Origin of the sequence: Chitinophaga agri, from assembly GCF_010093065.1 — a bacterium.
GTDB classification, from domain to species: Bacteria; Bacteroidota; Bacteroidia; order Chitinophagales; family Chitinophagaceae; genus Chitinophaga; species Chitinophaga agri.
The window spans coordinates 3,887,945-3,908,815 of sequence record NZ_CP048113.1 but is presented as its reverse complement, the minus strand read 5'-3'; the positions used below and the strand labels follow the sequence as shown (position 1 = coordinate 3,908,815).

The window sequence follows — 20,871 nt, the reverse complement described above, 5'->3', positions numbered from 1 at the left end:
GCAAGGGGCACTTCAACAACTGAAGTGCCCCTTGCCTGTTTATAGTACAGCTTTGTGTTAATTACGTTTAAGCCCATCACAGATCTTCTTCACAATCGTCGGCCCCTCATAAATAAAGCCTGTATACACCTGTACCAGTGACGCGCCCGCATCCAGCTTCTCCTGTGCATCGGCAGCGGTAAAGATACCTCCGACCGCAATGATCGGCACTGTACCATCGGTATGCTTATGAATATACCGGATCACTGCTGTCGCCTTGTCTTTTACCGGCAATCCACTTAATCCGCCTGCACCGATCGCTTCTACTTCAGCCGCAGGCGTTTGTAAGTTAGAACGATCTATCGTGGTATTCGTTGCAACGATACCTGCCAGCTTAGTCTCCTGTACGATCTCTATAATATCGTCAAGCTGACTGGTGGTCAGGTCCGGCGCTATTTTAAGCAGGATCGGTTTAGGTTTGCTCTTCTGGCTATTGATGGTCTGCAGGTGATGCAGCAGTTGTTTTAAAGGTTCTTTTTCCTGTAGGGCACGCAGATTAGGCGTATTCGGAGAGCTTACATTCACCACGAAGTAATCCACAACATCAAACAGGGCATGAAAACATTTCTCATAATCACTGATCGCTTCTTCGTTGGGCGTCACCTTATTCTTACCGATATTACCACCAATTATAATATTGGACTTCCTTTTCTGAAGGCGTTTGGCAGCAGCAATGGCGCCGCCATTGTTAAAGCCCATACGGTTGATCAGGGCCTGGTCAGCAGGAAGACGAAACAGGCGGGGCTGGTCATTTCCTGGTTGAGAGACAGGTGTTACGGTACCGATTTCCACAAAGCCGAATCCAAGGCTGGCCAGTTCGTCGGTAAAGCGGGCATCCTTGTCAAAACCGGCGGCAAGACCTACCGGATTTTTAAAGGTCAGACCCCATAATTGTCTTTCCAGTCCCTGGCTTTTCGGCTGACAGAAGGAGTGGAGAATATTTTTTCCCAGGGGAAGGCGATGCAGGACCTGCAGCCCGTTCATTACCTGGTAATGAATGCTTTCCGGCGGAAAGCGGAAAAGTATTTTCTTAATAAGATTGTACATGCGGGCACAAAGATAAATAAGTTAGGCAATAACCGGTAGCCTGCTGTGAGCGACTTACGGGAGTGAAATTGACTGTGCGTAACTCGTGATTGTCAGTTGGTAACGCAGCAAAGCCAGGTATATATTATATCTTTACCCTGTTTTTGACCAATGCTGGACCGCCAAACATTTGAAGATATCTTTAGAGAACATCACGCCGCTTGTCTCGCTTTTGCCGTGCACTACACTGGGAATGTGCATGAGGCGGAAGAGGTAGTGCAACAGGTATTTCTTCGGCTGTGGGAGAAACGGGCCTTCATAGATATCACAGGTGCTACCCGGTCATACCTGCTGGCTGCGATCCGGAATACAGCTATCAGCAACTGGAGGAAAGAGACGGTCAGACAGGAAAAAGAGCAGGCCGCTGGTCATATGCAGGCTGCCGATATGCCGGTACAATCACCGGTGTGGGAACTGGAAAAACGGTATCAGCAGGCGCTGGAACTACTTCCTGACCGTTGCCGTGAAGTGTTTGTACTCAGCCGGCAGCAGCAACTGAAATATCATGAAATTGCGGAAGTGATGAATATCTCAGTGAAAACTGTAGAGAATCAGATGGGTAAGGCATTGAAGATCATGCATAAAGAACTCAGGGACTATCTGCATCTGCTATTATTGTTGTTGTAGCGGTCCTTTTCCGCCAGCATCGGGCCGGGACAGTAAAATATTTGCACCTCTCCATAGGGGAAACATAGGGCAACCCGCGTCCTGTTACCGAAGAAAGCGATCAGGCAGATTGATACCGCTTTCCGTCTGTTTAAAACACTACAAACTGTTCAATGACTAAACTGTATGCTGATGAGGCATTATATGCCCTGCTATGTAAATACGTACTCGGTGAGGCGGATGCAGCTGAGCGTCAATGGGTGGACGAATGGCTGAAAAGTGGTCCGGAACATCCTGCCCTGCTGGCGTCACTGGAAAAGTTGCTGACGGAGAAGCCTGCTATACAGGTCTCCCTCGCTGATACGGAACGTGCCTGGCAGGCGCTCAGCGCCAGTATGGTAGGAATGACAGTGACTCATAAACGCCGGCAGTGGTGGATGGCGGCCGCCGTACTACTGATCGCCGCAGGGACTGGTTTGTGGTGGCTGACTTTCCGCAGCAACAGGATGCAGCGTTATACCGGGCCGGTAGTGGCTCACCTGAAAGATGGCTCTACCGTGCAACTGGAAGATAAGGCCCGCCTTTTTGTGTTACCCGGATTCGGTAAAAGACAACGGGAAGTGACCCTGGAAGGAAAAGCGCTGTTTACTGTAACGCCGGATGCTGCTCAACCGTTTATAGTAAGACTCGGTGAAAGAACAATTAAAGTGCTTGGTACCCGTTTCAGTGTGGACGCCGCGGGTAGGGCAGGCGCATTACGGGTACATGTGGATACAGGGGAGGTGATGGTAACGGATAGTGGTAGCAGGGATAGTATCGTACTGTCGGCAGGCATGGTACTGGAACAGCCACAGGAGAAAGTACCTTTCAAAGTGGCATCGCATGTGACGAATGCTGCAGCTAAGCAGCTGGAGTTCACAGATGTACCGCTCTCTGAAGTGTTGAAGACCATCACACTGATATATAACATACATGTCACGGCAGATAGCGCATTGCTGCAATTGCCGGTGACAGCCACTTTTACCGGTGAGACAGCGGATGATGTACTTGCATCGCTGGCATTCATGACCAATGCCACAGTGGAGAAAGGAGCCGCCGGTATGATATTAAAGAAGCATGATGAATAATTTTTACAACCTGAAAACGAATGAAATCACTGTTTGGTAGGTTCCTGCTGGGAATGCTACTGATCAGCATTTCTGTGCGGGCATCAGAGTGGGATTGGCGGATGAAGATCAGCGTGGCTGTAAAGGACCAGCCGCTGGAAACAGTATGTACGATACTTGAAGAACAATATGGTATTCATTTTTCTTATAGCCGCAATATTGTTGATCTCTCTCCGCGGGTAACCGTCAATATACAGAACAAGCCCCTGAAGAAAGCCCTCGAGGAAATATTCAATCCCTTCAATATTAGTTTTACCCGTATCGGTGAGCAGATCGTGCTTACCGTAAGGAACCATCCTACCTATACCATCAGCGGCTATGTACAGGATTTCCGTTCCGGTGAAAAACTGATCGGCGCTACCGTATATTCTCCCATACAACATGTAGGAACGACGACGAACCAGTTCGGCTTTTTCAGTATCACCTTACCCCGGGATACCAGCGGCCTGTTTGTATCTTATATTGGCTATGAATCCGGAAGACTGTCCGTAAAGAAGGCTGAACGCGGGCCAGTGATCGTATTGTTACAGCCGAGGAACTTTTTACCAGAAATCGTGGTGGTAGATACGATCCGTCAGCAAATGGAACAGTCAGCCGTGAACAGACTGAATTTATCTCCGGCCGATATGAAATCAATGCCCCGGCTCCTGGGCGAAGCAGATGTAATGCGGGCAATGATGTCACTGCCAGGTGTTTCCGGCGGACTTGACGGAGGTGGTTCACTCAGTGTAAGAGGGGGAAGCCCCGATCAGAACCTGGTGCTGCTGGATGGAACGCCTATTTTTAATACCTCTCATTTGTTTGGTATCTTCTCCGTGTTTAACCCTGATATCGTTAAAAACGCTGATTTCTATAAAGGCGCTTTCCCTGCCCGTTATGGCGGCCGTTTATCCTCTATTGTGGATATCTCGCTGAAAGATGGAGATATGCAGCAATATCATGGAGAAGCAGCTATCGGACTGATCGCTGCAAAGGCCATGGTGGAAGGGCCATTAAAAAAGGGAAAGACTTCCTTCCTGGTGTCTGGCCGCCGGTCGCATACCGATATGATGATGAATGACCTGTTTGTGAATAATGCAGCGGGTGGTCCTGGTAGTAAAGCGTATGTGTATTTCTATGATGCAAATGTGAAAGTCAATCATATTTTCTCTCCAAAAGACCGCATCTATTTCAGTGCATATGTGGGACAGGACAAACTGAGTGTAAGATGGCTGGAGGGCGCTACAGACGGTGCCTCTGCGGCCTATTTCGGCGACAGCCGTTCCAATTTCCTGTGGGGGAATTACACCAGCACACTGCGTTGGAACCATGTGTTTGGTCCGAAGATGTTTGCCAATGCAACAGCGAATTATTCACAGTACTATTTCTCTACTGACTACAAATACAACTATAAGCCAGTGAACACGCTGGATACGGGTGTGTTATCCGGTAAATACTATTCCCGTATCCAGAATGCAGTTGGTAAAATAGATTTTGAATACAGGCCTCAGCCCAGACATACCATCAAGTTTGGGATGGGCGCTGTTACCCACATATTCGCACCAGGCGTTTCTGTTTTCGAGGATAATGCTAACGGACAACCCGCTGTAGACACTACCTACGGTGATATCACTTCTGTTGGGCAGGAACTGTTCCTCTACGGCGAAGACGAATGGCGTGCGTTACATAATCTTTGGCTGAATATAGGCGTACATGCATCCGGATTCCTGGTAGATGGCCGCTTTTATCATTCTGTACAACCCCGGTTAGGTGCTAAGTATAAACTGCCCCGCAGATGGATATTGAACGGATCTTATACCCACATGACACAATACCTGCATCTGCTGAGTAATAACGGAGCGAACCTCCCTACAGATCTGTGGGTGCCCTCTTCCGGTGATGTCAGGCCCATGTTCTCGCGGCAGGCTTCTTTCGGTATCTCAAAGACAAGCAGAAGAGGTATGTATGCTATGTCGGTAGAAACATACTACAAAACGATGGACCACGTGATAGAATACAAAGGCACCGCCTCTCCTTTTAATGGCGCTGGCAGGGACTGGGATGATGTGGTGGATGTAGGCAGGGGACGCAGTTACGGAGGAGAGCTGCTCCTCGAGAAAAAAAGAGGGACCACCCGTGGCTGGATCGGTTATACACTCGCCTGGTCAGATAGAACCTTCCCAAGTGTGAATAATGGTAAAACCTTTCCTTACAAATACGATCGCCGTCATGACCTGGAAGTGGTTGTCACGCAGCGGTTAGGTAAACACTGGGAGTTATCCGCCAACTGGGAATATGCTTCCGGTACGCCGTTGTCGCTCCCAACCGCCAGTTATGAAGGAATAGGAGATCCGTCACCTTACGATCCGCCACAGAACGATCCAATCATTGATCATATGGGAGACAGGAATACTTATCGTACCACACCTATGCACCGGCTGGATGTAAGTGCTACTTATACAAAGAAGAAAAAACTATGGACAAAGAGCTGGACCTTCAGTCTGTACAACGCCTATAATCAGCCTAATCCATTCTTTTACACCATCGTCACAGACAGGGAAAAACAGGAACGTTATCTGGCCGAGGTCAGTATCCTGCCTATTTTACCCAGCGTGACATATGCTATTAAATTTTGAGAAACGTATGCGCCCTTTGATCATTACCATATTACTGTTCCTCGTGCTGACCGCCTGTCAGAAGGAATCCCGTATCAGTATTCCATATGATGGCGATAAGATTGTGCTGAATAGTCTGATACAACCTGATAGTCTGGTGTATATCCGCATTACAAGAAGCAAACCGGTGAAAGAATATCAGAACCTTCAGTTCCCGGAGATAAAGAATGCTACTATTGTCATGCGGGAAGACGGGAAGCCATTGCCAGCACCGGAGTGGAAAGTGATCAATGGCAAAGGCTACTATGTGTCAGCTTCGCCAGCAAAAGCAGGCAAGCATTATACTGTCGCTGTAAGTTACAGCGGACTGACCAGTGTGGCAGCAGCAGATAGTACACCGGTAGCACCGGATATCAGAGATGGTTCTGCACAAAAAACAGCCAACAGGGTACGGTTTACCCTGAAAGATGATCCTGCACAGAAGAATTATTACAGAATACGCGTGTATAATGCCGATACTGTCAATGGCGTCATCACACCATTGAAGAGAGATTCGATCAAGTTCCGCCTGGACCCTTCCTACAATAACAACTTTACCGACATCATTGGTAACACCTATTATGGTGAGGTGCTGCTGAAAGATGAACGTATTAACGGTAAAGAAGTGCAGTTCGTACTGCAGACAAGCAAACAGATAACGGCTTCCTACGTGATCGTGGAAGTCAGTAACCTGACCATGGGCGCATTTCTATACCTGGATGACACTTATTCACAGCGACTGGAAGATAAACTTGATTTTTCGCTGGACCCGGTGTATATCTATTCCAATGTGGAGAATGGATACGGCATCATTGCAGGGGTGAACGCGGGAAGGCTTTCTTTTGCAGTTGAGTAACGAAACAACGGTACTATTTCTCTATCTGGTATTTGAGAATAATATCGTTCAGTTTACACGAAAGTTTTACGCATTCAGAAATAATAGTGTTGTCAAGTTCAGTGTAGCCTGCTGATTCCAGGTGATAAATCTGAGGGTATACGGATGACATCAGCTCTTTCGCAGCAGATATCAGACCGTCCTGGAGATTTACAAGTTGCTGTTGCTCCTGCATCGCACTCTGATAGTATGGCGATAATGGATTTAGTATTTCATCCCAATCCATGGGTATTAGTTTTTGTCCGGTGATAGGTAATATATAAACAACAACACCGGAAAGTATTTAGTTTAACCCCTGCAGGAACTTCCTGCCGAAATATTGAATTTTGTGAATATTTCCTCTTTGCGTAAAGATTGTCATAAATTTTTCCCGATTCGAGCAGTCTGTTACATTTCTATGACATAGATTTGCAATACTCAATTACTCCGCCGCACCTGTCAGTTCATTTCTGATATATCCATATATCATTTCTTGGCTGTCAGTAATTCATAATTTTTCAATACTGGTAAAACTATACCGGAAGACTGCGAAGTTCCGTAATGGGCATTACTATGCCTCTACCGTACTTCCCGGGTACCCGGTATCCCGATAGCTTATTCTAAGATCTTGCCGGAGCATGGCGGAGTAAAAATGCTTGCGGTAAGCGATGGTTGGCCCAAACCCCGGGTAGGGTCAACCATTGATTTTCCTTTCCAGAGATTTTATCATTCTTATTTATTCAAACTTATGACCAATCATATGCGGATACGTGTAATGATCGTATCCTTTGCTGCCTGCCTCCTGGTAGTGCTGAATGTTAGTGCTCAACAACGTATTGTGTCGCTGAATGGCGCTGTAACTGAGATTGTATGTGCATTAGGATTTGAGAGATCACTCGTGGGCGTGGATGTCACCAGTACTTATCCTGCCGCTATGAAGGAAGTGACCAAAGTAGGACATAACCGTAATATTTCCGCCGAACCAGTACTGGCTTTACAGCCTGACCTGATCCTGGCTACAGATAATTTTATTCAGGCTTCTGTGATCGATCAGTTTAAAGCGGTAGGCGTGAAAACCGTACAGATGAAACAGGAGTTCTCTGTAGCTGGTACGAAAAAGCTGATCACCGACGTAGCTGCTGCATTGAACGTACCCGAAAAAGGTGCAGCCCTGATCAGACAGCTGGATAAGGAACAAAAAACTTTACACGTCAAAGCACAGCCTAAAAAGGTGTTGTTTATCTACGCCCGTGGCGCAGGGACCATGATGGTGGCTGGTAAAGAAACACCATTGGACAAGATCATCAGCCTGGCGGGTGCACAGAATGCTGCCAATGGTTTCAATGACTTTAAACCGCTGACTCCTGAAGCGCTTGTAACCGCCAATCCTGATGTGATCCTCATGTTTGAGGATGGCCTGAAAAGTATGGGCGGTGTGGATGGCCTGCTGAAAGTGCAGGGTGTAGCTCAAACTAACGCTGGTAAACAGAAAAAAGTCATTACTATGGATGGTCAGCTGCTGACCGGTTTCGGACCACGTGTGATTCAGGCCGTACAGGAGTTGTCAGTGAAGCTGAACTAACGGAAATGAATATAGCCAACTTAAAACGCGTCAGCAGTATCACGCTACTCAGCATGCTGCTTATTATCGTGATACTGGTGGCTACCGGTACAGGTGCCATGCATATGTCTCCCATGCAGGTCCTGGCCATATTGCTCGGTAAAACGGGTATACACCTACCCGTAGCATATGAAGAGAATATGCCGGGTGTGCTCTGGATGATCCGTTTACCCAGGGTCGTGCTGAGTGTACTGATAGGTGCTGGACTAGGCCTGGCGGGCGCATCTCTGCAGGGACTGTTCCGTAATCCACTGGCCGATCCGGGACTGATAGGAGTTAGTTCCGGTGCATCAATGGCGGCAGTGGTAATGATCATTGTACAAAATGCATTACCCGTATTCCAGCATGCGCCTATATTGAATTACTATGCACTGAATATGGCCGCTTTTGCCGGTGCTGTTATTACCACATTGGTCATTTTCCATGTGGCACGTACCGGCGGACAAGCCGTCATATCTACGCTGCTGCTGGCCGGAATTGCGGTCAGGGCTTTATGTGAATCAGTGGTGGGACTAATGACCTACCTGGCAAATAATGAACAGCTACGTAGTATTTCATTCTGGTCATTAGGTAGCCTCGGAGGCGCCAGTTGGCAAACTGTCGGTGGTGTTGCCCCCTTCATCCTGATTCCACTGATCATGCTGCCCCGCCTGGCCCCGGCGTTAAACCTGATGGCCCTGGGGGAACGGGAAGCAATGCATAGCGGCGTACGGATACCGAGATTAAAAGCCTTACTGGTAGTATTGGCCACAATGGCCGTGGCAGCAGGCGTAGCGGTAGCCGGTATCATTGGTTTTATCGGACTGATCGTACCTCATATGGTGCGGCAGTTCACCGGACCGGATTATAGATCGCTGATTCCCGGTGCTGCCTTGTCAGGCGCTGTGCTGCTCACTGTGGCAGACCTTTTGTCTCGTACAATTGTAGCACCCGCAGAACTACCTGTTGGGATCATTACAGCCATCATAGGAGCTCCGTTTTTCCTGTGGCTGATCATTAAAGAAAAAAGGACCATACTGGCATGATGCTGCAGGTAAAAGATATATCACTCTCTCTCGGAAAAACGCAGATCCTGCGTAATGTAAGCCTGGATGCAGGTGCAGGGGAACTGTGTGTGATCATGGGTGCCAATGGTGCAGGAAAATCCACCCTGCTGAAAGCGATCGCAGGAGAATATCATCACTACCAGGGAAGTATACGCCTGGCAGATAACGAACTCAGGTCTTTACCTGTGGCTGTACAGGCCAGAACACGTGCCGTGCTGTCTCAGCAGCTTTCGCTGTCTCAGCCATTCACAGTAGCCGAAGTGGTGAGTATGGGGCGTTATGTATATAACACGCATCTCACTACGGCCGACAAAGAGATTGTCGCCTATGCGCTGAAGACGATGCAGGTGTATGGTTTGCGTGAAAGGACCTATCCGACATTATCTGGAGGACAGAAACAACGTGTACAGATGGCGAGAGTGCTCGCGCAGTTACTCGAAGCCCCCGATCTGCAGGCAACTGATCATACAGGAAAGAAGATGCTTTTGCTGGACGAACCGGTTACCGGAATGGACATCCTGCATCAGCAGTTATCCCTTCAACTGGCTACTACGCTTGCCACCAGTGGCGTGCTGGTAGTAGCTGTATTGCACGATTTTCAACTCGCAGCCGCTTATGCAAACAGGGTGGTATTGTTGAAAGACGGAGGCATTTACGCACAGGGCACTGTTAGTGAAATACTGACAGCCACTCACATCAAACAATGTTTTGGTGTGGACGTAGCCGTACTGGAACATCCGCACTGTCACTATCCGCTGGTGGTAACCGCCGCTGCCGACGGCCTATTTAAATCACGTGCCGAAAAGGCAATAAATGTATTGTAAAACAATGAATGCAACTGCGACTCCCACATTAAGAGAATTATGGCTGAACTTCCGTCAACAAAATCCAAAGACGAGAATACGTGATGCAGCCGGACAGCTGCACGTGAGCGAGGGCGAGCTGGTCGCCGCATGCACCGGGCAGACCGTTAAACATCTGAAGAACGAATTTCCGGCGCTGATGCAGGCAATGCCCGCATTGGGAAAAGTAATGGTCCTGACCCGCAATGAACATTGTGTAATAGAACGTAAGGGTGTTTTTGAAATCATCAATACTGAAAACAAACACGTAGGTACCGTATTAGGTAAAGATATTGACCTGCGTATGTTCTTCTCCCGCTGGAAATCCGGGTTCGCAGTAGATACAGACGACACCATCGGGTTTAAAAGATCAATCCAGATCTTTGACGCACAAGGTAACGCTGTTGTGAAAATATATGCGGTAGAACAAACTGATTCCGCTGCATGGGAGAAGGTAGTTGCTGAATTCACTGCTACCGAACAACCTGTAACAATCGCTGTTGCGCCTGCTCCCGCAGTTGCTGCAAACAATGATAAAGAAGTAGACAAGGCGGCCTTCCTGGAAGATTGGGCTGCATTGCAGGATACGCACGATTTCTTCCCGCTGCTGATGAAACATAAAGTATCCAGAACAGGTGCACTGGAAATGGCAGAAGGTAAATTTTCCCGTCGTGTGAACCAGGAATGTGTGAAAACATTACTGAACAAAGCTGCTGCTACCGGTCTTGAAATAATGGTATTCGTGGGTAACCCCGGCAATATCGAAATTCACACTGGTCCGGTACAGAAGATCCTCGAAATTCCTGACTGGATCAACGTAATGGATGAAGACTTCAACCTGCACCTGAAGACAAATGCGATCGCACAAAGCTGGGTAGTGCAAAAACCATCTGCAGATGGTATCGTTACTTCTCTGGAAGTATTTGATGCTGCCGGTGAAATGATCGCACAGTTCTTCGGGAAACGTAAACCAGGTAACCCGGAACTGCAGGACTGGAGGGCACTGGCCGCCGAATTGTAAGAAGTTGCCGAATATAGATTGATTCCTACACTTAAGAGGTGCTTCCTGATGGGGCACCTTTTTTTATGGTTGTACCTTTTTCCCTATTTGAAAAATCGTTTTCCTTTTTCGAGCCACCATCCTTCCCTCAACGCAGTACTTTTGAATTGAATTGCTACTATCCTCGAAACCCTTTAGCAGTGATGCAAGTCTGTAATTGCCGGTAGTGTGCACGCTACCTGGCCATACAGATCTGACACGCTAATCCTTTAAAAAGCAATATATGTGCTCAATAAGACAATTGTGTAATAAGAATAGTGCTCAGATCAGTCACTGTGCAAATTGCCAGACTGTATATATATGGCACAACAACCTGCTCCTGAACTTTTCTCCACATGACTTTCAGTTATTTCATGAGACAATGCAGCAACAGGAATTTTATGATTGTAGCATGATGTTTCCTGATGGAGAAGAAAGGATCATCGTACATTCACCCTGCAGAGATATCAGCTTCACTTTTACCCAGCCCGAATGGATGGATATGAAAGAAGCGATGAATCAAGCTATCCTGCTGCAACAGGTGTATGACCTTATCCGTTAGTGTTTTTCCCTTTCGCGTAAGTCTTTTTCCTGAATAGATAAACGTCTTTAATGGCCGCATGCTTATTTTGCATGTATTCTTTACTCCGCCAAGAATTCCGGTATTATACGTCAGCTGCATTCTCCGCCCGCAGTTTGTGTAATACAATAGCATTATTTCGTTCAACTGGTATGTACCCGTTTGCGTCGTTGTACTGTTCGTGTACGACGTAGGGATTTTATTGTTCAAAGGTTTTTTTCAGGGTTTAATGCTACTATACTTTATGAGATCACAATTTATTGTGTTAGGTCTGTCTATTGCCCTATGCAATAGCGTCTCGGCGCAGTCTGTTAAGAGAACAGCGCCGTCAAATACTATTGCTGATTCAATACGGCTGCGTGATGTGGTGGTAACTGGTCAGTATGCGCCGCAGTCCCTGAAGCAGTCAGTGTATCAGGTGAGGACCATTTCCAGTGAGTATATACAATTGCGTGGTGCGACCAATGTACTTGGCGTGCTCGATAATCAGCTGGGTGTGCGTTTTAATAATGATGCTACGCTAGGTGAAACAGATGTGGAAGTAATGGGTATGTCTGGTACTAATGTCAAGATATTACTTGATGGTGTACCACTGGCAGACAGAGGTAGCACCCGCCAGAGCCTTTCTCAGATAGATATCAATACTATTGAACGTATAGAGATTGTTGAAGGCCCTATGTCGGTGGTCTATGGTACAGATGCACTGGCTGGAGTTATTAATATTATCACGAGGAAATATCATAACCAGGAACAATTGTCAGTGACTGCACGTGTACAGGAAGAAACAGTGGGAAAGGAGTATGCTGCTTTTAAAGGTAAAGGCCTGCATAATGAGAACATCGGTATACAGTGGGGACATAAAGGCTTTTTCGCGGGTGCTGGTATTACCAGGAATGATTTCGGTGGATGGAGTGATTCACTCACCGGTCGTAAGAAAGCCTGGAAGCCTAAAGATCAGCTGATCGCTAATGCTTCTTTGGGATATAGTAATAAAGTACTGAAAGTATGGTACCGGCTTGATTATCTGCATGAAGATATTGTCAGCAACGGTGATATCAATTATGATAATGGAAAGGCCACCGATCAGCATTATCTGACAGACCGTTATACACATCAGGCACAAGCCATCTGGCAGGTGAACAAGGACCTGAGTGTGAATGCAAGCGGCTCCTATCAGGATTATAAGCGTATCACACGCACTACGATCAAAGACTTTACGAATAACTCCGAAGTACTGGCCACAGATGCCGGCGCGCAGGATGTATCTAAGTTCAATACTATTTTCTTCAGAGGTACGGCACAGTATACATTATCTACGGTGTGGTCGTTCCAGCCGGGCATTGAATATCGTCGTGATGGATCGTCCGGTCAGCGTATAACGGGTATGCCGCACATCAGTGACTACGCTTTATTCCTGTCGGCAGAGATAGCACCTGCACAATGGCTGAACATACGTCCTGGTGTCAGACTCAGTGAAAACGCTGTATACGATGCACCACCGGTGATCCCGTCTATCAATACCAAATTTGCATTACGGGATAATCTTGATCTGCGTCTTTCCTATGCCCGTGGATTCCGTGCACCGGCGCTCAGGGAACTATACTTCTACTTCTTTGATGCCAGTCATTCCATCAGGGGCAATAGCGACCTGAAAGCAGAATATTCTAACAGTTATACCGGCTCTCTGAGCTGGCAGGCTATTCAGGATGCTCCTATGCGTCTGGGTGTGACTGCGACCGGATTCTATAATCATTTTAACAACAGGATAGACCTTGCTGCCATCAACGGTTCTGACACTTCCACCTATGTGAATGTCAGTAAGTTTAAAACTACCGGTGCTACACTGAGTGCGGTGCTCAACTGGAAGGAACTACAGTTGAATGCGGGGTTCTCCTACATCGCCAGGTATAATCAGTTTGCTGATGATGAGCAATACAATAAGGAATATCCATCACCTGAATTTGTATGGTCGCCCGAGGTGAATGCGAACGTTACTTACCGGTTCAGTAAGCTGGGGGCTGCCCTGAACCTATCATACAAGTTCAATGGCGAACGTCCTGCATATGAAGAAGTGACCACTACTTCTGCTCCTGCTTTTATCCATGAGATCAGGACTGAGGCGTTCCATCAGGCAGATGTTACTGCTATTAAGAATATCACAAAATATATAACTGTGAATGCTGGCGTCAGAAACCTGTTTAACAATACGAATATCAGCAATTCAACGCTGACCAGCGGACAGGCACATACTACCGGAGGCGTATTGCCGATGTGGTACGGCCGCTCCTACTTCCTGGGATTAAGTTTCAACTGGAACCGTAATAATAATTATTGAACAAAATAAATACAATTAAACACAAATGGCTATGAAATTAAGCAGACTTTTCCTCGTACTTGCTGTTGGAACCGGATTATTCAGTGCATGTAGTAAAGATGAGGAACCCACCGTTGTGATACCACCTTCTGATGGTTCTCAGCTTACCCTGAATGGCGGTGGTGGTACAGGCTCCCCTAATACTGTATATGTAGACTTCAGCTCAGACTCAACCGCTACACGCGCACGTACCAGCTGGGTACTCGGTTTTTATGGTGGGGCTGAATACCGTGTCATTCTGAATGGCTTTACCTCCGCCAGCGCCGTTGCTTTAAATAAAACAGATATCAACACTGTGAACATAGAAGATACTGCTGGTGTGAAAATGGCTATCGGACAGGGTGCTGGTACACTCAGTATGATCGACGATGTATACGGTGATCTGACTAAAACGGCTATCGCTGAAGTATCTGCTACTGATGCCAATAACAAGGTATACCTGGTAAAACCTGAAACTTCTTCAGCTACTGATCCTGCTACCTGGTTTAAGATCCGTGTTACACGTACCAGTAACGGTTACACCTTACAGTACGCGAAGCTGAAAGAAACTACTATCAAAACTGCTACGATCACTAAAGATGATAGCTTCAACTTTACCTTCTTTTCCCTGGAAGGTGCTAATACAGTGAATGTAGAACCTAAAAAGGCAACCTGGGATATTGCCTGGTCTTATGCCGCTTACTTCACTGCTACTATTCCATACTTCTTCTCTGACTTTGTTGTGATCAACCAGTATGCAGGCGTTTCTGCAGCTAAAGTGGATAGCACTGTGATAGGTTATAACAGCTTTACAGCAGCAAACATTGCTGCGCAGACTTTCAGTAACAAACGTGATGCGATCGGTAGCAGCTGGAGAGCAACTACTGGTAATGGCATCTACAAGAATTTCTACTATGTTGTGAAAGATGCAGCAGGTAACTACTATAAACTGAAATTTGTCAGCATGGGGCTTAATGATGGTGGTACAAGAGGCTATCCGGTGATCGAATACAAGCTGGTAAAGTCAGCAAACTAGTGTTGGGGTCCTTCCCATTGTTACAGTTAGCCCAGATGGATGAAATCATGAGAGCGTACATCGCCAATGGCGGGTGCTTTTTCTTTGATGGCTTATCTCTACGGTAAAAAGAAAAAAGCCGCCAACCACTATGGCCGACGGCTTTTTTCTTTATGATGTGTACTACGCTTAGAGCGCTACTGATTTTACAGTTTTAATGATTCTCGCAGCTACTTTGTATGGATCTGCTGCGGAATTTGGACGTCTGTCTTCCAGGTAACCATTCCAGCCTCTGTCTACAGTGGCAATAGGGATACGGATGGAAGCACCACGGTCAGATACACCGTAGCTGAAGTCGTGGATAGATGCGGTTTCGTGCAGACCCGTCAGACGTAAGTGGTTATCGGCACCATATACATCGATGTGCTCTTTCACCACCGGGCGGAAAGCTTCACATACTTTATCATATACAGCTTTGTTACCAGCAGTTCTCAGCAGGTTGTTAGAGAAGTTAGCATGCATACCGGAACCATTCCAGTCCAGGGTACCTAATGGTTTACAGTGCCAGTTGATAGATACACCGTATTTCTCACCGATCCTTTCCAGGAGGTAACGGGCGATCCAGATCTGGTCACCGGCAGCTTTAGCACCTTTGGAGAAAATCTGGAATTCCCACTGACCAGCAGCTACTTCCGCGTTGATACCTTCTACGTTCAGACCAGCTTCGATACAAACGTCCAGGTGTTCTTCCACGATGTCACGACCGAATGCATTGTTAGCACCTACAGAGCAGTAGTACTGACCCTGTGGGTTTGGATATCCGCCATCAGGGAAACCTAAAGGCTTATTGTTGTTTGGGTTCCACAGGAAATACTCCTGCTCAAAGCCAAACCAGAAATCATTATCATCGTCCTCAATGGTAGCACGGCCATTGGATGGATGTGGAGTACCATCAGCGTTCAGTACTTCACACATCACCAGGTACGCATTCTTTCTCTGTGGATCTTTCACAAAGAAAACCGGCTTCAGCAAACAATCAGAAGAGCCACCTGGAGCCTGCCTTGTAGATGAACCGTCAAAGCTCCACATTGAAAGTTCTTCCAGTGTGCCGTTGAATTCTTTTTCGATTTTGGTTTTACTTCTCAGGCTTTGAGTTGGTTGATAACCATCGAGCCAGATGTACTCTAATTTTACCATGGACTTGTTGATATTTAATTATTTGTGAGCTTCCTTCAGCGATCAGTTTGGCATTGTGGTGTCGTAAATCTCCCTAAATCTTCCTTTTATGATGTAGTTGATCTCCCGATGCAAAGGAAGTTTTTAATGCTGTTTTGACCCTTTTAAGGCTTTGATTTTTACCTACCTGCTGTTAGATGCAGGTAATTTTCTGCAAATTTGGTTAAAAATTGGATATGTTGTGTAATATTATCTTATATAGTTTTTTATATAATATCTTTTAAACTGGATTATTGCACCTCTGTATTTTTTTCGTAATTTCATCAGACTGTACTATTCTATAAATGGTCAACTTAAAACCACTTAGGTGAAAAAAAGCAACTCCCTTATCCAGCTATTGTTTTTGTCCATGTTTTGGATGGCGTGCCGAAAGGATCACAAGTCCGACCCGCCACCTGCACCTCCTGCTGAAGGAACCCGCGAACAGCTAACCCTGGACTCCATCTACCTCTACGCGCAACAGGTATACCTCTGGTATGATGCCCTTCCTGCCTATGACGTGTTCAATCCGCGTCAGTATGCCACCGGTGGTAATCTGCTGTCTAACTATCAGCGGGAGCTTTATGCAATGACACAGTTCAAGATCAATGATGTGACGGGAGAGGCCTATGAATATTCAGGTACACCCAGCCATTCCAAATATTCTTTTATCACCGAAGAAAGCCTGGATGGTGGCCGGCAGGGTACAGTTGACCTGAACGATAAAGGGGATGATCTGGGAATCGGTCTATCTGCCAACGGGAATATCGATGTGCGTGTACGTATCGTACATCCTTCTTCTCCGGCTGCTGCTGCCGGTTTGACCCGCGGAATGAAAGTAACCGCAATTAACGGTACTTCTGTTAATGTAAATTCAGGCTCATTTATAGAGTCCGCCCTGGCACAAAACTCCGCCACGCTCACCATACAAAGGGAAAATGGCACAACCAGTACAGTGACCATCACCCGCAAAAATTATTCAACTACAGCGGTACTGAAAACGGCTATTCTGGATGCCGGTACGCAGAAAGTAGGGTACATCGCTTACAGCAGGTTCTCTAATTATAGTGTTACCAAGGCCGCTATAGACCAGGCCTTCAGTCAGTTCACCGCTGCCGGTGTTACGGCATTGATAGTAGATCTCCGCTATAACGGCGGTGGTTATACACAGACGGCTGAATATATGGTCAATCACATTGCACCATCCTCGCTGAATGGAAAAGTAATGTATACAGAGTACTTTAATACCCTGTTACAAACCGGAAAAGCGCCCATTTTAAAACAACAGTTATATCGTAACAGTGCCGGTGAAACGGTGATGTGGAACGGACATCTGGCTACCTATGCAGACCTGGATTATACCGTGGCCGGTAATACCTTTAAGTTTGAGGACGTAGGTACACTGAATACTGTAAAACAGGTCGTATTTATCGTAAGTGGCAGTACCGCTTCTGCCAGCGAACTGGTGATCAACAGCCTGAAACCCTATATGCCGGTGAAACTGGTGGGGTCTATTACTTATGGAAAACCGGTAGGTTTCTTTGGTTTACGTATCGACAAATACACTGTATACATGTCTAACTTTTATATGAAGAACTCAGCAGGCTTCGGTGACTATTTCCACGGCCTGGAAGTAGATATTCCTTCATTCGATGATGTAACACATGACTTCGGTGATCCCGGGGAGATGTGTGTCATGTCCGCACTTAATTATATAGAGGGGCATCCTGCCGGCCGTATCGGAGCGATGAGACAGGTGGTACACATGGGGCCGGCTTCCTTTAATGGTATGATCGAAACCAGGTTAAAACTGCATTGAGATTTCCTTATGTCGTAATGTTTTTTCCCGATTCGATCAATGAATTAGATGCACTGACCCTACCTTCGTGTCAGCTTCCTAATTAAAAGTGCAGTTTGTTCACCCCAAATGCAGACTACTTAAGCAAAACATAAGTTTCTTTAAAATTAATAAGTCCTTAATGGTCTCGTCTCCAGTCAACGGAGACGAGACCCAAGGCACAATTCCCGTGCTCACTTATTATTTTGCAACTTTATTTAAGTAATTTTAGCCGTTTAAACAGAATACCGGATGATCAAAAAGGTGCTACGTAGCAGGAAATGTATACTGGTGGCAGACGATGACGCAGACGACAGGGAATTAATCAAAGTGGCTTTTGAAGAGAGTGGTGCGGAAGTGGAATTACGTTTTGTCGAGAATGGGGAAGAACTTATGTTTTATCTGAACAGGCATGGAAAATATGCGGATGAGGACAAGTATCCTTTTCCCAGTATTATCCTTCTTGACCTGAATATGCCCCGCAAGGATGGTCGTGAAGCCCTGCGTGAAATAAAAGAACACGTTAACCTGAAATGGCTGCCCATTATTATCCTCACTACCTCCACAGAGGCGAAGGATATTTCTAAATGTTATGAGCTGGGTGTCAATAGCTATACTATCAAGCCAGCTAACTTTTCAGATCTGGTGGCTTTTACCCGCATGCTGCATACCTATTGGTTTACAGTTGTACAGTTACCGTAGAAATCTTTCCACACGCGTCTGACATTTATTCACCGTACTTTTAACTACTCTTGACAACAATTAATAAAGTCTAAATGATCGAACTGTTAAGGGAACGTACGGGTAAGCAACATCAGGATCTTGAGCGTGTACTGATCCCCAGGATTAAAGCTGCCAATACGCCCGAAGCGTATACCAGCCTGTTACAACTTTTTTACGGCTATTACTATCCGTTGGAGCAGCATATCGCTGCACATATGGATATAACTTTTCCAGGTGGTTTCGAAAGACGCAGGAAAGCGGCACTTTTACTGGATGATATAGCAGCCATTACCAATGCCCCTGCTATTCAGCCCATTTGCTGTAATGATATTCCGGAAATTGCAGATAATGCCCAGGCCTTGGGTGCGATGTATGTGCTGGAAGGCTCTACGCTTGGCGGACAGGTTATCTGCCAGATCCTCTCCCGCAACCTGTCATCTCCCGATTTGCCAAAAGCACTTTCTTTCTTCAATGGTTATGGTGCCGATACCCAGTCTTACTGGGATACATTTGTACACTACCTCCAGGGTTATAATGGCGATGATACACAGCGTCAGAGACTGTTAGATGCTGCTGCTGCTACATTTGAGCACTTCAGATCGTGGGCTGTCAGTCAGCAGAATGCTTCACTGTAACGGTATTTTACTAACCCATTTACCACTGTTAATATGGAAAAAAGGAACTTTGACGCTACCTTTTGTGGTAGTGTTCCGCTTCATCAGATCAATCTGATACAGCCTTACGGTATGTTGCTGGTAATACAGCTCGCGGATTATAAAATTGTACAGGTAAGTGAAAATATTACCGGCGCTGTTGGTTTACCTCCGGCAGCAGTAGTAGATACATGGTTGTCTGATTATATCCTTCCCCACCAGATGGAAGACCTGCAGGTGAAACTGGCGGAAGGACTGGTGAATAAATTGCCTTTCACACTTACTTTTAACGGTACAGGCGGTGCTAAAGATTATCTGGCCGTTGCTCACCTCTCCGGAGAAGCGTTGCTGCTGGAAATAGAAGGCCTTGATGAGCAGGGGGAGGAGCATTCCTTTATAGATATTTATCAGCAGCTGAAATACGCTATGGCGGCCATCAATGCCGCGCCAAGTATTAAAGTAGCCTGTGAAACGGCTGCCCGCCAGCTGAAAGCATTGTCCGGTTATGATAAAGTGATGGTCTACCAGTTCGACAAAGACTGGAATGGTACCGTGATTGCCGAAGAACTGGAACCCGGAATGGAATCTTACCTCGGACTCACCTTTCCCGCGTCCGATATTCCGCGTCAGGCCAGGGCCATGTACCTGGATAACCCTTACCGCATGATCCCCAACAGGGAATATGTGCCCGTAAGCCTCTATCCCGTTATCAACCCACTCACTAACGCCTTTACCGACCTTTCGGGTTGTAACCTGCGTAGTGTGCCTGCCGTACACCTCGAGTATATGAAGAACATGGAGATCATGACTTCCATGTCCTGCCGTATCCTGAAAGACGGTCAGCTATGGGGACTCTTCTCCTGTCACCATCGTACGGCCTACCGTTTGCCATATGAAGGAAGGGCACAGTTTGAATTGTTATCCGATATTATCGCAGCGCGTATCCAGGCCCTGTACTATAAAGAACAGGGAGATGAATACACGAAATTGCATGACATTCATACCAGGCTGGTAGAACAGGTATTCACCACCGGAGACCTGTTCAATGGTTTACTGGGTCGGGAGACCAGCATTTTACAGTTACTGAATGCGTCCGGTGCTGCTGTTATGTACAACCGCCGCCTGGAGACGGTGGGTAAGACGCCAGATAAAAATGAGTTGAAAGACCTGTTCCTCTGGCTGCAAAGCAGGAATGCCGGTCAGATATTCCAGGAACTGAATTTGTCAGCCATCTATGAACCAGCCATTCACTTTGCAGATATCGCCAGCGGTATACTGGTCATCCCGGTACAACCGAATAAAGGAGAGTACCTCGTGGTATTCCGCCCGGAAGTGATCCAGGAAGTGAACTGGGGAGGTAATCCCAATGAAGCGCTGCGGTTTGAGAAGGATAATATACAATACCATCCCCGTAACTCATTTAGCCTCTGGCAGCAAACCGTTCGTAACACCGCTTTACCGTGGAAACAAACAGAAATCCAGATGGCAGGGTTACTCCGTAATTTCGTTCTGGAGTTCATCATCAGGGGACTGGATTGAGTGA

Annotated in this window: 18 protein-coding genes; 15 read left to right on the top strand and 3 right to left on the bottom strand. The window is 46.6% G+C overall.

The genetic code is table 11. The features are described 5' to 3' along the window. Positions 1-57 precede the first annotated feature (57 nt). The gene (locus GWR21_RS15530) at positions 58-1,086 is read right to left on the bottom strand and encodes a quinone-dependent dihydroorotate dehydrogenase (protein WP_162332633.1); all 1,029 of its coding nucleotides are present in this window, start codon (positions 1,084-1,086) and stop codon (positions 58-60) included. A gap of 150 nt (positions 1,087-1,236) precedes the next feature. Between GWR21_RS15530 and GWR21_RS15525 the strand changes: the two genes are divergently transcribed. The 4 genes from GWR21_RS15525 (at position 1,237) to GWR21_RS15510 (ending at position 6,386) form a co-directional block, all read left to right on the top strand. Continuing rightward, positions 1,237-1,752, top strand: coding sequence for an RNA polymerase sigma-70 factor (locus GWR21_RS15525; RefSeq protein WP_162332632.1), 516 nt, complete (start codon positions 1,237-1,239; stop codon positions 1,750-1,752). A gap of 152 nt (positions 1,753-1,904) precedes the next feature. Further along, entirely contained in the window at positions 1,905-2,858 is a 954-nt protein-coding gene (locus GWR21_RS15520; RefSeq protein WP_162332631.1) for a FecR domain-containing protein, read from the top strand. A gap of 20 nt (positions 2,859-2,878) precedes the next feature. Next, positions 2,879-5,512, top strand: a complete 2,634-nt coding sequence (locus GWR21_RS15515) for a TonB-dependent receptor (RefSeq protein ID WP_162332630.1) — start codon at positions 2,879-2,881, stop codon at positions 5,510-5,512. A gap of 7 nt (positions 5,513-5,519) precedes the next feature. Further along, on the top strand, positions 5,520-6,386 hold the full coding sequence (locus tag GWR21_RS15510; RefSeq protein WP_162332629.1) for a DUF4249 domain-containing protein: 867 nt from the start codon (positions 5,520-5,522) through the stop codon (positions 6,384-6,386). 13 nt (positions 6,387-6,399) lie between these two features. Here the strand turns inward: GWR21_RS15510 and GWR21_RS15505 are convergent, their stop codons facing one another. Beyond that, entirely contained in the window at positions 6,400-6,651 is a 252-nt protein-coding gene (locus GWR21_RS15505) for a hypothetical protein (protein ID WP_162332628.1), read from the bottom strand. A gap of 501 nt (positions 6,652-7,152) precedes the next feature. On the opposite strand from GWR21_RS15505, the gene GWR21_RS15500 reads away from it, so the two are divergent. From GWR21_RS15500 to GWR21_RS15470, 7 genes are all read left to right on the top strand, one after another. Continuing rightward, on the top strand, positions 7,153-7,986 hold the full coding sequence (locus GWR21_RS15500; RefSeq protein ID WP_162332627.1) for a heme/hemin ABC transporter substrate-binding protein: 834 nt from the start codon (positions 7,153-7,155) through the stop codon (positions 7,984-7,986). 5 nt (positions 7,987-7,991) lie between these two features. Next, a complete protein-coding gene (locus GWR21_RS15495; RefSeq protein WP_162332626.1) occupies positions 7,992-9,050 on the top strand; it encodes a FecCD family ABC transporter permease in 1,059 nt (352 codons plus the stop codon). Then, a complete protein-coding gene (locus GWR21_RS15490) occupies positions 9,047-9,895 on the top strand; it encodes a heme ABC transporter ATP-binding protein (protein WP_162332625.1) in 849 nt (282 codons plus the stop codon). Before GWR21_RS15495 ends, GWR21_RS15490 begins: the two co-directional genes overlap by 4 nt. 4 nt (positions 9,896-9,899) lie before the next feature. Then, positions 9,900-10,934, top strand: coding sequence for a hemin-degrading factor (locus GWR21_RS15485; RefSeq protein WP_162332624.1), 1,035 nt, complete (start codon positions 9,900-9,902; stop codon positions 10,932-10,934). Between the two features lie 262 nt (positions 10,935-11,196). Continuing rightward, complete coding sequence (locus tag GWR21_RS15480) at positions 11,197-11,514, top strand: DUF6686 family protein (protein WP_162332623.1); 318 nt, start codon at positions 11,197-11,199, stop codon at positions 11,512-11,514. Positions 11,515-11,776: 262 nt separating this feature from the next. After that, complete coding sequence (locus GWR21_RS15475) at positions 11,777-13,867, top strand: TonB-dependent receptor plug domain-containing protein (RefSeq protein ID WP_238430385.1); 2,091 nt, start codon at positions 11,777-11,779, stop codon at positions 13,865-13,867. A gap of 31 nt (positions 13,868-13,898) precedes the next feature. After that, positions 13,899-14,921, top strand: a complete 1,023-nt coding sequence (locus tag GWR21_RS15470) for an HmuY family protein (RefSeq protein ID WP_162332621.1) — start codon at positions 13,899-13,901, stop codon at positions 14,919-14,921. A 168-nt stretch (positions 14,922-15,089) separates the two neighbouring features. Here the strand turns inward: GWR21_RS15470 and GWR21_RS15465 are convergent, their stop codons facing one another. Next, a complete protein-coding gene (locus GWR21_RS15465; RefSeq protein ID WP_162332620.1) occupies positions 15,090-16,097 on the bottom strand; it encodes a glutamine synthetase beta-grasp domain-containing protein in 1,008 nt (335 codons plus the stop codon). Positions 16,098-16,494: 397 nt separating this feature from the next. Here GWR21_RS15465 and GWR21_RS15460 point away from each other — a divergent pair, with 397 nt between their 5' ends. The 4 genes from GWR21_RS15460 to GWR21_RS15445 all read left to right on the top strand — a co-directional run bounded on the left by GWR21_RS15460 (position 16,495) and on the right by GWR21_RS15445 (position 20,867). Continuing rightward, complete coding sequence (locus GWR21_RS15460) at positions 16,495-17,934, top strand: S41 family peptidase (RefSeq protein WP_238430382.1); 1,440 nt, start codon at positions 16,495-16,497, stop codon at positions 17,932-17,934. 270 nt (positions 17,935-18,204) lie between these two features. Further along, positions 18,205-18,654 carry a response regulator gene (locus GWR21_RS15455; RefSeq protein WP_162332618.1) on the top strand — a complete coding sequence of 150 codons (450 nt, stop codon included), beginning with the start codon at positions 18,205-18,207 and terminating at the stop codon, positions 18,652-18,654. 74 nt (positions 18,655-18,728) lie between these two features. Then, the gene (locus GWR21_RS15450) at positions 18,729-19,310 is read left to right on the top strand and encodes a biliverdin-producing heme oxygenase (RefSeq protein ID WP_162332617.1); all 582 of its coding nucleotides are present in this window, start codon (positions 18,729-18,731) and stop codon (positions 19,308-19,310) included. Between the two features lie 33 nt (positions 19,311-19,343). Next, complete coding sequence (locus GWR21_RS15445) at positions 19,344-20,867, top strand: GAF domain-containing protein (RefSeq protein WP_162332616.1); 1,524 nt, start codon at positions 19,344-19,346, stop codon at positions 20,865-20,867. Positions 20,868-20,871: the final 4 nt, after the last annotated feature.

Bases quoted from the DNA above. Each gene is read 5' to 3' on its own strand.
- GWR21_RS15530 (WP_162332633.1), bottom strand. From the start codon at position 1,086: ATGTACAATCTTATTAAGAAAATACTTTTCCGCTTTCCGCCGGAAAGC.
- GWR21_RS15525 (WP_162332632.1), top strand. From the start codon at position 1,237: ATGCTGGACCGCCAAACATTTGAAGATATCTTTAGAGAACATCACGCC.
- GWR21_RS15520 (WP_162332631.1), top strand. From the start codon at position 1,905: ATGACTAAACTGTATGCTGATGAGGCATTATATGCCCTGCTATGTAAA.
- GWR21_RS15515 (WP_162332630.1), top strand. From the start codon at position 2,879: ATGAAATCACTGTTTGGTAGGTTCCTGCTGGGAATGCTACTGATCAGC.
- GWR21_RS15510 (WP_162332629.1), top strand. From the start codon at position 5,520: ATGCGCCCTTTGATCATTACCATATTACTGTTCCTCGTGCTGACCGCC.
- GWR21_RS15505 (WP_162332628.1), bottom strand. From the start codon at position 6,651: ATGGATTGGGATGAAATACTAAATCCATTATCGCCATACTATCAGAGT.
- GWR21_RS15500 (WP_162332627.1), top strand. From the start codon at position 7,153: ATGACCAATCATATGCGGATACGTGTAATGATCGTATCCTTTGCTGCC.
- GWR21_RS15495 (WP_162332626.1), top strand. From the start codon at position 7,992: ATGAATATAGCCAACTTAAAACGCGTCAGCAGTATCACGCTACTCAGC.
- GWR21_RS15490 (WP_162332625.1), top strand. From the start codon at position 9,047: ATGATGCTGCAGGTAAAAGATATATCACTCTCTCTCGGAAAAACGCAG.
- GWR21_RS15485 (WP_162332624.1), top strand. From the start codon at position 9,900: ATGAATGCAACTGCGACTCCCACATTAAGAGAATTATGGCTGAACTTC.
- GWR21_RS15480 (WP_162332623.1), top strand. From the start codon at position 11,197: ATGTGCTCAATAAGACAATTGTGTAATAAGAATAGTGCTCAGATCAGT.
- GWR21_RS15475 (WP_238430385.1), top strand. From the start codon at position 11,777: ATGAGATCACAATTTATTGTGTTAGGTCTGTCTATTGCCCTATGCAAT.
- GWR21_RS15470 (WP_162332621.1), top strand. From the start codon at position 13,899: ATGAAATTAAGCAGACTTTTCCTCGTACTTGCTGTTGGAACCGGATTA.
- GWR21_RS15465 (WP_162332620.1), bottom strand. From the start codon at position 16,097: ATGGTAAAATTAGAGTACATCTGGCTCGATGGTTATCAACCAACTCAA.
- GWR21_RS15460 (WP_238430382.1), top strand. From the start codon at position 16,495: ATGGCGTGCCGAAAGGATCACAAGTCCGACCCGCCACCTGCACCTCCT.
- GWR21_RS15455 (WP_162332618.1), top strand. From the start codon at position 18,205: ATGATCAAAAAGGTGCTACGTAGCAGGAAATGTATACTGGTGGCAGAC.
- GWR21_RS15450 (WP_162332617.1), top strand. From the start codon at position 18,729: ATGATCGAACTGTTAAGGGAACGTACGGGTAAGCAACATCAGGATCTT.
- GWR21_RS15445 (WP_162332616.1), top strand. From the start codon at position 19,344: ATGGAAAAAAGGAACTTTGACGCTACCTTTTGTGGTAGTGTTCCGCTT.